Origin of the sequence: Micromonospora sp. CB01531 (assembly GCF_001905095.1) — a bacterium.
Taxonomy (GTDB): Bacteria; Actinomycetota; Actinomycetes; order Mycobacteriales; family Micromonosporaceae; genus Micromonospora.
This window is the reverse complement of record NZ_LWLS01000061.1, coordinates 16583-30181: the sequence shown is the minus strand read 5'-3', so window position 1 is coordinate 30181 and position 13599 is coordinate 16583. Positions and strand designations below refer to the sequence as shown.

The following is a 13599-nucleotide window of genomic DNA, read 5'->3' as shown; positions in this document are numbered from 1 at the left end:
ATGGGCGGCGACGCCAGGCTGTACCGTGGGTGAGTTGACACCTACTGCGCGTCGTCGGCTCGCTGTCGTGGATGGCCGGCCGGAGCGGGGGCGGGGCCATGGCGGACGGCGTGGGCCGGTGGGACAGGCGGGCGGTGCTGCGTCGCACCGCGCTGCTGGCCGGGGGCGCGGCGCTGGGCGCCGCCGCGACCTCGCAGACCACCTGGATCGCCGACCGCCGGCTCCCGATCGCCGGCGGGCCGGCCAGCGCCACCGTGGGCAGCCGCCACCAGGAGGTCGGCTCCGGCACGGTCGAGGTCGCCTGGGGCGTACGCACCACCGAGCGACTGCTCGCCCTCACCTTCGACGACGGGCCGCTGCCACAGTGGACGCCGATGGTGCTGGACACCCTGGAGAAGTACGCCGTCCCGGCCACCTTCTTCCTGGTCGGTGTCCGGGCCCGGGAGCACGCCGTCCTGGTCCGGGGCCGGCTGGGGCGGCACGAGGTGGGCAATCACAGCTGGGCCCACCACGACCTGGCCCGGATGGACGCCCACGCCGCGTACGACGACCTCCGGCGCAGCCACGAGGCCATCACCGAGGCCACCGGGGTCGCGCCCCGCCTGATCCGCCCGCCCTGGGGGCACCTGGGTGGGGCGGTGCTGCACGCCGCCGCCCGGCTGGACTACCGGCTGGTGCTATGGACGTTGCAGATGGTCGAGGGGGAGTTTCCCGACGACCCGGCTGGGCACGCCCGACGAATCGTCGCCGACGTGCAGCCCGGCACCATCCTGCTCGGCCATGACGTGGGCACGGAACGGCGGCTGGTCGCGCTGCGCGGCCTGCCCGACATGATCACCGGGCTGCGGGCCCGCGGCTACACCTTCGTGACCGTCTCCCAGCTGCTCCGCCACGCCGCCGTGGTCTGACCGGCCCGGTAGGGTGCCGGCGTGTCACCCACCGTCTCGGTCCTGGTCCGCAATCGTGACTTCCGCAACCTCTTCCTCGCCGAGCTGGTGGTGTTCGGCGCCGACTGGTTCGTCATGGTGCCGCTGCTGGTGCTCCTGCCGAAGCTGACCGGCAGCGGGGTGTGGGGGGCGCTGGTGCTCGCCGTGGACACCGGCACGCTGGCGCTGCTGCTGCCGTATACCGGCACCATCGCCGATCGGTTCGACCGGCGGAAGACCATGATCGCGGCTAACCTCGCCGCGCTGGCCGGCGTCCTGCTGCTGCTCGGCGTCCGCAGCCCCCGGACGGCCTGGCTGGCCCTGGTAGCGATCGCGGCCGTGGCGGTGGCGAAGGCGTTCTACTCGCCGGCCGCCCAGGCTGCCCTGCCCAACGTGCTCGACCCGGCGGACCTGGCCGCTGGCAACGCCGTGGCCGGCTCCGCCTGGGGCACCATGACGGTCGTCGGCGCCTCGCTCGGCGGCATGCTCAGCGCGGCCGCCGGCGCGTACGTCAGCTTCTGGGTGGCGGCGGGGAGCCTGGTGGTGGCGGCGGGCCTGGCCGCGCTGATCCGCCGGCCGTTGCAGGCCCCCCGCGACCCGGCGTTGGCACCCACGCGCACCTGGGCGGCGATCCGCGAGGCGCTGCGCTACATCGCGCACCGGCCGCGGGTGCTCGGCCTGGTCACCGTCAAGTCGGCGGTCGGCCTGGGCAACGGCGTGCTGACCGTCTTCCCGCTGCTCGCCGGGGTGTACGGGGTCGGGGCGGTCGGCACCGGACTGCTCTTCGCCGCCCGGGGTGCCGGGGCGCTGGTCGGCCCGATCCTGATGCGCCGGGTGCTCGCCAACCGGGCCTGGCTGCTCACCGGCCTGGCGCTGTCCATGTCCCTCTACGGCCTGGCCTACCTCGGGGCGTCGGTGGTCGCCTGGTTCCCGCTGGTGCTGGTGCTGGTCTTCCTGGCCCACCTCGGCGGCGGCAGCAACTGGGTGCTGTCCAACTACGCCCTCCAGGGCGAGGTGCCGGACCACCTGCGGGGGCGGGTCTTCGCCACCGACATGATGCTGGCGACGCTGGCCATCTCGGTCAGCCAGCTGGCCGTCGCCCTGGTGGTCGACACGGTGAGCGAGCGGACCGTGCTGGCCGGCTGCGGTCTGGTCACCGTGGTCTACGCGCTGGGCTGGCGGCTGGCCACCCGGCGGCTCTCGCTCACCGATCCGGCGGAGGAGCCCTGTGCCAGCCGCGCGTCCTGACCCGCGCCGGCGCACGGTGCGCGCGGCGGCGCCGCCCACCCGCCATCCGGGCTGCGAGGCGCCCACGACCGACGCCGGCTTCGCCGAGCGTGGGAACGCATCCCATGGTCCGGGCGAATCGACGGGCTGTCGGTGTCGGGTCCTAGCATGAGCCGGTGCCGATGACTCTCACCTCCGGTCCCGTGCGGGTCCGGGTGCCCGCGACCAGCGCGAACCTGGGGCCGGGCTTCGACTCGCTCGGGCTGGCCCTCGGGCTGTACGACGACGTGGCGGCCGAGGTGACCGCCGGCGGGGTCCGGGTGGCGGTGACCGGCGAGGGCGCCGGCGAGCTGCCGGACGGGGACCAGCACCTGGTGGTGGTGGCCATGCGGGCCACCTTCGACGTGTTGGGCACGCAGCCGCCGGGGCTGGCCCTGGAGTGCGTCAACCGGATCCCGCAGGCCCGGGGCCTCGGTTCGTCCTCGGCGGCCATCGTCGCCGGGGTGCTGCTGGCCCGGGCGCTGGCCGACGACGGCGCGGCGCTGCTGGACGACGTCGCCGCGCTCCGGCTGGCCGCCGAGATCGAGGGCCATCCCGACAACGTCGCGCCCTGCCTGCTCGGTGGCTTCACCGTCGCCTGGACCGAGCCGGCCGGTGCCCGGGCGGTGTCGCTGCCCGTGGCGGAAGGCGTCCGCCCGACCGTCTTCGTGCCCGGGGAGCGCGGCCTGACCGCCGTTGCCCGGGCCGCGCTGCCGGCCACCGTGCCGCACGCCGACGCGGCCCTGACCGCCGGACGCGCGGCCCTGCTGGTGCACGCGCTGACCACCGATCCGGCGCTGCTGCTGCCGGGCACGGTCGACCGGCTGCACCAGGACTACCGCGCCGAGGAGATGCCGGGGACGGCAGCCCTGGTCGTCGCCCTGCGTGAGGCGGATGTGGCGGCTGTGGTCAGTGGGGCGGGCCCGACGGTTCTGGCGTTGACCGAGGTGCCGGCGGGGTTCGGCGCGGGAACAGATTGGCAGCGCTGGGAGTTGCCGATAGATGTCAGCGGTGCCCGGGTCACCCGGGGTAGACTTGGACACGCCGAGCGGGACCCTGTTGCCGCAGGTCGGAAGAGTTGATTACGCTCTAGACTCAGCACAGCCGCGAAGCATGCGATCTCCTGCGGGGCGGCGCACCCCCGAAGCTCTCGGCGGTCAGCCCGTCACCCCTGCCAAAGGCCTACGCCGCACCGCAGTTTCCACAGGTCGCCGCAGACGGCGAGACCTGCTCACCGACGCTGGTGAGTCGGGAAACCGACCGGCTGCTGTGTCACAGACTCCCGCGACGCGTCCATGCGAGGCGGGTGCACCGAGGCCGCCCGGCCACCTGGTTTCGACTCCGGGCAGCCCCGGCCTATCGAGGGAAGGAATCCATTGAGCGACACCACCGACGTGACGTCGGATGTTTCCAACGTCGCTGGCGATGCCACCGCCGCCGCTCCCACTCGCCGTCGGCGCAGCGGTACCGGCCTGTCGGCGATGCTGCTGCCTGAGCTTCAGAGCCTGGCCGCGTCGCTCGGCATCTCCGGTACGGCTCGCATGCGCAAGGGCGAGCTGATCAGCGCGATCACAGAGCGGCAGGGCGGCGCCGCCGCCGGCACCCCTCGACCGCGGGCCGAGGTCGCGGCCGCGGCCGCTCCGGCCCGGGAAGAGGTGCACGCCGAGGTCCGTGAGGAGCGGGCCGAGACCGAGCGCCGCCCGGCCGAGCAGGCGCCGGCCGCCGAGGTGACCGAGGGTCGCACCCGGAGCCGGCGTGGCCGGGCCGCCGCGACCGCCGAGGCGCGTCCGGCCGAGCCGCGTGCCGAGGAGGCCCCGGCCGAGACCGGTGAGCGGGCCGAGCGCGGCGAGGGCCGCGGCCGGGAGCGCGGCGCCGAGCGGGCCGAGCGCACCGAGCGGGCCGAGCGCACCGAGCGGGCCGAGCGCACCGAGCGGGCCGAACGCACCGAGCGGGCCGAGCGGGCCGAGCGCGGCGAGCGGACCGAGCGCACCGAGCGTGCCGAGCGTGGCGAGCGGGCCGAACGCACCGAGCGTGGCGAGCGTGGCGAACGCACCGAGCGTGCCGAGCGTGGCGAGCGGGCCGAGCGCAACGACCGTGGCCAGCGCGCTGAGCGCGCCGAGCGGGACAACGACGGCGACGAGGACGGCGAGGGCGGCGGCCGGCGCGGCCGGCGCAGCCGGTTCCGTGACCGCCGGCGGGGCCGCGGTGAGCGGGCCGAGGGCGGCGAGGGCGGCGGCCGCGAGCCGCAGGTCGGCGAGGACGACGTGCTCGTCCCGGTCGCCGGCATCATCGACGTGCTCGACAACTACGCCTTCGTCCGGACCACCGGCTACCTGGCCGGCCCGAACGACGTGTACGTCTCGATGTCCCAGATCAAGAAGTACGGCCTGCGCCGCGGTGACGCCATCACCGGCGCCGTGCGGGCCGCGCGGGACGGCGAGCAGCGGCGCGACAAGTACAACCCGCTGGTCCGGCTGGACACCATCAACGGGATGGAGCCGGACGAGGCGAAGCGCCGTCCGGAGTTCTACAAGCTCACTCCGCTGTACCCGCAGGAGCGGCTGCGGCTGGAGACCGAGCCGCACATCCTGACCACCCGGGTGATCGACCTGGTGATGCCGATCGGCAAGGGTCAGCGGGCGTTGATCGTCTCGCCGCCGAAGGCCGGTAAGACGATGGTGCTGCAGGCGATCGCGAACGCGATCACCCGCAACAACCCGGAGTGCCACCTGATGGTGGTGCTGGTCGACGAGCGGCCGGAAGAGGTCACCGACATGCAGCGGTCGGTGAAGGGCGAGGTCATCGCGGCCACGTTCGACCGTCCGCCGCAGGACCACACCACGGTGGCGGAGTTGGCGATCGAGCGGGCGAAGCGCCTGGTCGAGCTGGGGCACGACGTGGTCGTGCTGCTCGACTCGGTGACCCGGCTCGGTCGGTCGTACAACCTGGCGGCGCCGGCCAGCGGCCGGATCATGTCGGGTGGTATCGACTCCACCGCGCTCTACCCGCCGAAGCGCTTCCTGGGCGCGGCGCGGAACATCGAGAACGGCGGCTCGCTGACCATCCTCGCCACCGCGCTGGTGGAGACCGGATCGATGGCCGACACGGTCATCTTCGAGGAGTTCAAGGGCACCGGCAACGCCGAGCTCAAGCTGGACCGGAAGATCGCCGACAAGCGGGTCTTCCCGGCGATCGACATCAACCCCTCCGGTACGCGCAAGGAGGAGGTCCTGCTCGCGCCGGAGGAGCTGGCGATCGTCCACAAGCTCCGGAAGGTGCTGCACTCGCTGGACTCGCAGGCGGCGCTCGACCTCCTGCTGGACCGGCTCAAGCAGTCCCGGACGAACATCGAGTTCCTGATGCAGATCGCGAAGTCCACGCCGGGCGAGTGATCCCGCCAGGGGCGGAGCGAAGAGGGGTACGGCCTGCGGGTCGTGCCCCTCTTCCGCGTTCCTGGCCGGGTGCCGAACAGCCTGTATGAAGTTTTTCTACGGTTAAGCCTAGAGGTATTGAAACTTCTATTCAGTTTCCGGTTGACTGTCGTCCATGCGTATCCGCAGTCGATCTGCCCGTCTCGCCGGCGTCCTGCTGCTGACGCCGCTGCTCACCCTGGCCGGTCCCGTCCCACCCGGCACCGCGGCGCCCGCAGGTGAGCCGCACACCGCGGCCGAGGACGCCCCGGCCGCCTCCTCCCGCCCTGACTCCGCCGTCGCCCTCGCCGGCGACGCCGCCGGTCTGGAACCGGCCGGCGGCCTGGAGACCGCGAAGACCATCCGTCCGGTCGCCCCCGGACTCGAGCTGACCTCCTTCGACCGGTACGACGCCGACGGCTGGCTGCGGGCCGACGCCCTCACCGCCGACCTGTCCGGCGGTGTCACCGTGGACTACGTCAATTCGGGCGCGGTCACCCGGGACGAGCCGCTGCGCGCCGCGGTGGACCGCTCCCGGGCGGTGGCCGCGGTCAACGGCGACTTCTTCGACATCAACAACTCCGGTGCCGCGCAGGGCATCGGCATCCGCTCCGGCGAACTGGTTCAGTCGCCGGTCGCCGGGCACACCAACGCCGCCGCGATCAGCGCCGAGGGGCTGGGCCGGGTGATCCAGGTCGGCTTCGAGGGCAGCGTCACCCTGCCGGCCGGGTCGGTGCCGCTGACCCAGTTCAACAACATGGTGCAGCGCGACGGCGTCGGCGTCTTCACCCCGCTCTGGGGGACGTACTCCCGCAAGCGCCCGGTGGAGGGCGCCGCCCGGGTGGTCGAGGTGACGGTGACCGGCGGCAAGGTGGCCGCCGTGGCCACCGCGGCGGGCGAGGGCCCGATTCCGGCCGGCACCACTGTGCTGCTGGGCCGGGAGGCGGGCGCCGACGCGCTCGCGGCGCTGCGGCCGGGCGATCCGGTCGACCTGAGCTGGCGGCCGAAGGCCTCCGACGGGAGCAGCCTGCGGGCTGCGGTCGGTGGCGGCAACGTGCTGATCCGGGACGGCGTGGTGCAGCAGATCGCCGATCAGAGCCTGGCCCCGCGTACCTCGGTCGGCTTCTCCGCCGACGGGCGCAGAATGATCATGCTGACCGTGGACGGCCGGCAGGTGGACAGCCGGGGCGTCACGCAGACCGAGCTGGGCCGGATGATGCGCGAGCTCGGCGCGTGGACCGCACTGAACCTCGACGGCGGCGGCTCCTCGACCCTGCTGGCCCGCGAGCCCGGCGCGGCCACCGTGCAGGTGGAGAACAGCCCCTCGGACGGCAGCGAGCGGCCGGTGCCGAACGGCCTGGCCATCTACGCCCCGCCGGGCAGCGGCCGGCTCACCGGGTACTGGCTGGAGACGGCGAGTGACCCGACCGCCGCGCCGGGGGTCGCCCCGGTCCGCGGCGGGCGGCCGGACCGGGTCTTCCCCGGGCTCACCCGCCGGCTCACCGCGGCCGGCTACGACGAGACGTATGGGCCGGCGGCCGGCGCGCCGCAGTGGCGGGCCAACCCGGCCGCCCAGGGCACGGTCGACGACGAGGGCGTGTTCCGGGCCGCTCGGCCCGGCCGCAGCACCATCACCGCCTGGCGCGAGGCGGCCCGGGGCACCCTCGACCTGACCGTGCTCGGTCCTCTGGAGCGGATCGACTCAACCGTGGACCGGCTCGGCCTCAACCGGCAGGGTGACACCGGCCTGTTCGGCGTGGTCGGCTACGACGCCGAGGGCAACACCGCGCCGATCGAGCCGGCCGACCTGCGCCTGGAGTACGACCACGACCTCCTCGCGGTCACCCCGACCGGCGACGGCAACCTCTCGGTCAAGGCGCTCAGCGGCACCGGCTCCGCCCTGGTCACCATCCACGTCGGAGCGCAGACCACCGTGCTGCCGGTGACCGTCGGGCTGGCCGACGTGCCGGTGGCCGGCTTCGACGACGCCGCCTCCTGGAAGTTCAGCCAGGCGCGGGCCAGCGGGTCGGTCGCGCCGACGCCGGGCCACACCGGCACCGGCCTGAAGCTGTCGTACGACTTCAGCCAGTCGACCGGCACCCGCGCCGCGTACGCCGACCCGCCGGCCTGGATCCCGGTGCCCGGCCAGCCGCAGGCCTTCGGCATGTGGATCAAGGGCAACGGCACCGGGGAGTGGCCCAGCCTGCACCTGCACGACGCCCAGGACACCCAGTTCGTGCTCCGCGGCCCGTACGTCACCTGGACCGGGTGGCGGTACGTCGAGTTCGCCGTCCCGCCGGGCGTGCAGTACCCGGTCCGGGTGCGCCGGTTCTACGTGGCGGAGACCGACCCGGCCAAGCAGTACAAGAGCGAGGTGGTCATCGACGACCTGGTGGCCAAGGTGCCGCCCACCCTGGACGCGCCGGCCGAGTCACCGCTGACCGACCGGGTGGTCCTGCGCGACGGCACGGTGGACGGCGCGTCCTGGCGCTTCGCGGTGATGTCCGACGCCCAGTTCGTCGCCGCCGACCCGGACAGCGACCTGGTCGCCCAGGCCCGCCGTACGCTCCGCGAGATCAAGGCGGCGAAGCCCGACTTCGTGATCATCGTCGGCGACCTCGTGGACACCGCGTACCCGGCGGACTTCGCGCTGGCCAAGCGGATCCTCGACGAGGAACTGGGCGGCGAGCTGCCCTACTACTACGTCCCGGGCAATCACGAGATCATGGGCGCCCCGATCGACAACTTCAAGGCCGCCTTCGGCGACACCTCGCGGGTCTTCGACCACCAGGGCACCCGGTTCGTCACGCTGAACACCGCCAACGGCTCACTGCGCGGCGGCGGCTTCGACCAGGTGAAGCTGCTGCGGGACACGCTGGACCGGGCCGCCGCCGACCCGGCCGTCGGCTCGGTCGCGGTGTTCTTCCACCACCCGCCCCGCGACCCCAGCCCGGCCAAGGCCAGCCAGCTCGGCGACCGGAAGGAGGCCGCCCTGGTGGAGCAGTGGCTGGCCGACTTCCAGCACCGGACGGGCAAGGGCGCGCTCCTGGTCAACGGGCACGTCGGCACGTTCCACGCCGAGCGGGTGGACGGCGTCCCGTACGTGATCAACGGCAACTCGGGCAAGAACCCCTCCACCCCGCCGCAGCTCGGCGGCTTCACCGGCTGGACCGAGTTCGGCGTCGACCCGGTGACCCCGCAGGAGGCGGAGCGGGCCCGGCGTGACCCACTGGCCGAGGGGCCGCGCTGGGTCGAGGCGGAGTTCCACGCCCACGTCGACCGGCTCGCCCTGGCGGCTCCGGCCAGCGTCGCGGTGGGCGCCCCGGCGACCGTCACGGCCACGCTCACCCAGCCCGGCGGCCGTACCGTCCCGGTCGCCGCACCGGTCAGTGCCGACTGGTCCGGCTCGCCGAACCTGCACGTCGGTGGGGCCGACGGGGTGAAGCCCTGGCACGTGGCCCGGTTCGACCCGGCGACGGGGCAGCTGACCGCGCTGCGCCCCGGCGGTCAGGTGGTGCTCGCGGTGACCGTCAACGGCGTACCCGCCCAGGCGACGGTCACCCTGACGGCGGCGGAGGCGCCCGCCGCCTGACCCGCCCCGGGGGCGCGGCCATGGTCTGCGTCCCCGGACGCCGGCCGCCACCCGCCGACGGGCCCTGTGACCTGGGGGAGGAGCCCGTCGGCGGGTGCTCGGTCAGAAGTCGCCCTCGGCCACCTGGAAGACGGTCAGGCCGAGCGAGCGCCACATCCGGACCACCTGCTGCCGGTCGTCGAATACGCCGACCACCCGGTACCGGTCCCGGATCTCCCGCTCGTAGATCTCCTGCTTGACCACGGCGTCCTTGCGGTGGTCGCCGACCGCCCGCAGGTGCAGCGCCAGGTAGGGCACCTTGACGTGCCGGTCCAGCCAGGTCTCGGTGGCCGGCCGTGCGGTCGCGTCCCGGCCGGAGCAGAAGACCACCCCGTGCCCGGCCGCGTGCATCGCCCGGACCGCCGCGATCACCGCCTCGTTCGGGGCGTCCTCGCCGACCCGGGTCATGTCGTACGGGCTGCGGGAGACGGTCAACGCCACCGTGCCGTCGATGTCCACCAGCACGATCGCGGGCGGCTCGGGGTGGGGCGGGTGGACCCGGGCCGGGGTGCCGGTGCGGGCGGTCGGCACCGGCAGCGGTAACGGCCGGTTGGCGAGGTAGCGCTCGTGCAGCCGGCGGATCGCCGCCTCGCCGACCCGGTCGGCCTCCGGCCGGGCCGCGTCCCGGCGCAGGCACTCCTCCAGCGGCACGTCGGTGAAGTCGTGCACCTCGAACGCGGCGCCGAACCGCTCGGCCAGCTCGGCCCAGTCCCGCAACGTGCGCGAGCGCAGGTTGGTGTCGTCCACGCAGACGCTCACCCGGGCCGCCAGCAGCGCCTCCACCTGGGCCCGCTGGGCGCGGGTGACCTGCCCCTCGGCCCACTGGGTGAAGAGCCGCTCGCCGTGCATCATCCGGCGCAGGTCGTCCCGGTTGACCCGGACCACGCCGGGCTGGAGCCGGCGGGCGAAGGTGGTCTTGCCGGAGGCGGGCAGCCCACGGGTCGCGATCAGGCAGAACATCCCGCACCTCCTGTTCGTCCCGGTCCATCCCCGGACCGGTTCACGAATGCCCGCGACCCGCGCGGGAATGCGTACCTGATAGTGAGCGTTGCGCCTGCCGGACCTCCGGTGCGGCCCGCTCGCCGGGTCGGCGGAGGCCCATGGCACACTGGTCAATCGGCCACCGGTTCCGGTTCACGCCCGAGCCTCTCGCGGACGGCGGGGAGCGACGACGGCGACCCGGCGACCACCCACGAAAGGACCGAGGCGAGATGAAGCCCAACATCCACCCGGAGTACGTGACCACCGAGGTCCGCTGCTCCTGCGGCAACACGTTCACGACCCGCAGCACCGCCAAGGGCGGTCAGATCAGTGTCGAGACCTGCAGCGCCTGCCACCCGTTCTACACCGGTAAGCAGCGCGTCCTCGACACCGCCGGTCGGGTCGCCAAGTTCCAGCAGAAGTACGCCAAGGTTCAGGCCAAGAAGGCCAAGTAGCTCCTCCGACGACGCCCGTGTCCGGCTCCGTGCCGGGCGCGGGCGTTCGTCCGTTTCCGCCCGCTTGTCCCTGTCCCCATCCGGTCGTTCAAGGAGCATCCGCAGCATGAGCAGTGAGCGCCTGGCCGCCCTCCTCGACGAGTACGCCGAGTTGGAGAAGCGGCTGGCCGACCCCGCGATCCACGCCGACCAGGGCACCGCCCGGCGGGTCGGCCGGCGCTACGCGGAGCTGGTCCCGCTGCACAAGGCCGCCGGCGAGCTGGAGCAGGCCCGGGCCGACCTGACCGCCGCCCGCGAGCTGGCCGCCGAGGACCCGGCGTTCACCGCCGAGGCCGAGGCGATCGCCGCGTCCCTGCCGGCGCTGGAGGAGAGGCTGGCGGAGCTGCTGATCCCTCGGGACCCGCACGACGCCAAGGACGTCATCGTCGAGATCAAGGCGGGGGAGGGCGGCGAGGAGTCGGCCCTCTTCGCCGGCGACCTGCTCCGGATGTACACCCGGTACGCCGAGCGGCACGGCTGGGTCACCGAGGTGATCGACTCGCAGGACTCCGACCTCGGCGGCGTGAAGGACGTCTCCCTGGCGATCAAGACCAAGGGCGTGCCCGAGGGGGGCAACGGCGTCTGGTCCCGGCTCAAGTGGGAGGGCGGCGTGCACCGGGTGCAGCGCGTCCCGGTCACCGAGTCGCAGGGTCGGATCCACACCAGCGCGGCCGGCGTGCTGGTGCTGCCGGAGGCCGAGGAGGTCGACCTCACCGTCGACCCGAACGACCTCCGGATCGACGTGTTCCGCTCGTCCGGGCCCGGCGGCCAGTCGGTCAACACCACCGACTCGGCGGTCCGGATCACCCACGTGCCCACCGGGATCGTGGTCTCCTGCCAGAACGAGAAGTCGCAGCTGCAGAACCGGGAGCAGGCGATGCGCATCCTGCGCGCCCGGCTGCTCGCCGCCGCCCAGGAGCAGGCTGACGCGGCCGCCTCGGACGCCCGGAAGGCGCAGGTCCGCACCGTGGACCGGTCGGAGCGGATCCGCACCTACAACTTCCCGCAGAACCGGATCACCGATCACCGGATCGGCTACACCGCGTACAACCTGGATCTGGCCCTGGCCGGTGAGCTGGACGGGGTCCTGGACGCCCTCACCGAGGCCGACCGCGCCGCCCGCCTGGCCGGCGAAACCGAACTGACCCGCCGCTGACGCCCTGCCCCGCCGTGCCGCTTCGCGCGCGCCCGACTTGGTGCCAGTTTCACGGAAAGAGTGGCCATTCCGCGCCGGATGGCCACTCTTTCCGTGAACTAGGCCCCACGGGCCCGGCGCGGGTGCACGGGCCCGGCACGGCGCCGCGGGGGCGGCGCGCGGGTGGAGTCAGGAGGCGCGGAGGCGGTCCTTGGCGCGCAGCATCTCCCGGTCGGCCAGCTCGAACGCGGCGCCCAGGGCGTCCCGGACGCTCGCCCCGGAGCCCCCGCTCACCTCGGCGAAGCCGATGCTCACCCCGACCGGGGTGCCGGGGACCAGGGACTCCCAGTCCTCGGTGCGGACGGCCGCCTGGATCCGGCGGGCCACCTCGGCCGCCTCGGACATGCCCGCCTCGGGCAGCACCACGACGAACTCGTCCCCGCCGTACCGGGCCACGAAGTCCCCACGGCGCATCACCCGGTTGATCACCCCGGCGATCCGTTGCAGGACCAGGTCCCCGGAGTGGTGGCCGTGCCGGGTGTTCACCGCCTTGAAGCCGTCCAGGTCGCAGACGCCGATCACCACCCGCTCGCCCCGGGACACCACGGCGCCGATGTAGCGCTCCAGCCGGCGCCGGTTGGGCAGCCCGGTCAGCGGGTCGGTGAGCGCCTCGCCCTCGTACCGGGCGGCCTCGCGGCGCACCTCTTCGTGGTCGATCCGGGCTGCGATGCCTTCGATGTAGACGTCCCGCAGCCGGTCGTTGCGCTGTGCGGCCAGCCGGAACGCGTACCGGTCGGCCCGGTGCGCGGCGGCGTGGTCGCCGGCCCGCGCCAGCGCGATGCTGCGCAGCCGGGGCGGCTCGGCCGCGCCCAGTGTCTCGATGGAGACCCGGGAGGTGTCCAGCCGGGTCACCGCCTCGATCGGGCGGCCGTCGGCGATGGCCAGGCAGACCTGGCCGAGCTGGCGCATGTCCCGCGCGCGGGCACTGTCGCCGCCGTGCCCGAGCAGCCGGTCGAGGTCGGCGTCGCCACCGGGATCCAGTTGGTCGCCGAGGGCGGCCCGCCGGGCGACGGCGTAGCCGTACGCTGCCAGGCTGCTCGGCCGGATGTTGCCGGCCCGACCGCTGTGCAGGAAGCGGTTGAAGTCCCCGGCCACGTCGCGCAGCACCCGCAGGCAGCCGTCGCTGTCGCCGGTGTGGTCCAGGGCCACCGCGTTGCGCAGCCGGATGCCCGGGGCGGCGAAGGTCTCCTCGGGGATGCCGGCGGCGATCCCCACCTGGCGGGCGCGCTCGATCGCGCCGAGGGCGTGTCCGTGGAAGCTGAGGTAGGAGTAGGCCATCGCCAGGTCGTGCCAGCCCCAGGCGGTGTCCCGGTCCGGGTCGTCGTCGGCGGTCAGCCAGCGGGAGGCCTTGACCAGGTGGGTGACGCAACGGTCCAGCGCCCCCTGGTGGTGCGCGGCGAGCGCCGCCAGGGCGTTGAGGTGCCCGTGCAGGTACGGCTCCGCGAGGTCCCGGACCGCGGCGGAGGCGTCCTCGATGGCCCTGGTGTATTCCGCCGTCCGACCGAGATTGATCACCGCGCAGAGGCGCTGGACCAGCGCGTCCGCGCGGGTGCAGGGATCGTTCGTGGTGCGGACGACCCGGTCGAGCAGGGCGACCGCCTCCGCCGAGCGGCTCGCCTCCTGCAACGCCCGGGCGCGCCGGAGGGCGTCAACCTGGTCGTCGACCCGGTCGAGCCAGCCCACTCGAAACCTCCCT

9 protein-coding genes are annotated in these 13599 nt (G+C 73.9%); 7 read left to right on the top strand and 2 right to left on the bottom strand.

Annotated elements, in window-relative coordinates; translation table 11 throughout:
• Positions 1-98: 98 nt before the first annotated feature.
• The 5 genes from A6A27_RS11915 to A6A27_RS11895 all read left to right on the top strand — a co-directional run bounded on the left by A6A27_RS11915 (position 99) and on the right by A6A27_RS11895 (position 9194).
• Positions 99-908, top strand: a complete 810-nt coding sequence (locus A6A27_RS11915; RefSeq protein ID WP_073834653.1) for a polysaccharide deacetylase family protein — start codon at positions 99-101, stop codon at positions 906-908.
• A 21-nt stretch (positions 909-929) separates the two neighbouring features.
• Positions 930-2174, top strand: a complete 1245-nt coding sequence (locus A6A27_RS11910; protein WP_073834652.1) for an MFS transporter — start codon at positions 930-932, stop codon at positions 2172-2174.
• A 161-nt stretch (positions 2175-2335) separates the two neighbouring features.
• Positions 2336-3274, top strand: coding sequence for a homoserine kinase (gene thrB, locus A6A27_RS11905; RefSeq protein ID WP_073834651.1), 939 nt, complete (start codon positions 2336-2338; stop codon positions 3272-3274).
• A 294-nt stretch (positions 3275-3568) separates the two neighbouring features.
• On the top strand, positions 3569-5584 hold the full coding sequence (rho, locus tag A6A27_RS11900; protein ID WP_073834650.1) for a transcription termination factor Rho: 2016 nt from the start codon (positions 3569-3571) through the stop codon (positions 5582-5584).
• Between the two features lie 154 nt (positions 5585-5738).
• Complete coding sequence (locus tag A6A27_RS11895) at positions 5739-9194, top strand: phosphodiester glycosidase family protein (RefSeq protein ID WP_073834649.1); 3456 nt, start codon at positions 5739-5741, stop codon at positions 9192-9194.
• Positions 9195-9296: 102 nt separating this feature from the next.
• Here A6A27_RS11895 and A6A27_RS11890 read toward each other — a convergent pair whose 3' ends face one another.
• Positions 9297-10193 (bottom strand): phosphatase domain-containing protein, encoded by an 897-nt coding sequence (locus A6A27_RS11890; RefSeq protein ID WP_073834648.1) that lies wholly within the window; start codon positions 10191-10193, stop codon positions 9297-9299.
• Between the two features lie 251 nt (positions 10194-10444).
• Here A6A27_RS11890 and rpmE point away from each other — a divergent pair, with 251 nt between their 5' ends.
• Positions 10445-10669 (top strand): 50S ribosomal protein L31, encoded by a 225-nt coding sequence (rpmE, locus tag A6A27_RS11885; RefSeq protein ID WP_073834647.1) that lies wholly within the window; start codon positions 10445-10447, stop codon positions 10667-10669.
• A 106-nt stretch (positions 10670-10775) separates the two neighbouring features.
• On the top strand, positions 10776-11864 hold the full coding sequence (gene prfA, locus A6A27_RS11880) for a peptide chain release factor 1 (protein WP_073834646.1): 1089 nt from the start codon (positions 10776-10778) through the stop codon (positions 11862-11864).
• Between the two features lie 168 nt (positions 11865-12032).
• Here the strand turns inward: prfA and A6A27_RS11875 are convergent, their stop codons facing one another.
• Positions 12033-13586 carry a GGDEF domain-containing protein gene (locus A6A27_RS11875; protein ID WP_073834645.1) on the bottom strand — a complete coding sequence of 518 codons (1554 nt, stop codon included), beginning with the start codon at positions 13584-13586 and terminating at the stop codon, positions 12033-12035.
• Positions 13587-13599: the final 13 nt, after the last annotated feature.

What these genes read in the sequence shown, in the direction of transcription:
- prfA (WP_073834646.1), top strand. Translation starts at nt 10,776, where the DNA reads ATGAGCAGTGAGCGCCTGGCCGCCCTCCTCGACGAGTACGCCGAGTTG.
- A6A27_RS11890 (WP_073834648.1), bottom strand. Translation starts at nt 10,193, where the DNA reads ATGTTCTGCCTGATCGCGACCCGTGGGCTGCCCGCCTCCGGCAAGACC.
- A6A27_RS11915 (WP_073834653.1), top strand. Translation starts at nt 99, where the DNA reads ATGGCGGACGGCGTGGGCCGGTGGGACAGGCGGGCGGTGCTGCGTCGC.
- thrB (WP_073834651.1), top strand. Translation starts at nt 2,336, where the DNA reads ATGACTCTCACCTCCGGTCCCGTGCGGGTCCGGGTGCCCGCGACCAGC.
- rpmE (WP_073834647.1), top strand. Translation starts at nt 10,445, where the DNA reads ATGAAGCCCAACATCCACCCGGAGTACGTGACCACCGAGGTCCGCTGC.
- A6A27_RS11895 (WP_073834649.1), top strand. Translation starts at nt 5,739, where the DNA reads ATGCGTATCCGCAGTCGATCTGCCCGTCTCGCCGGCGTCCTGCTGCTG.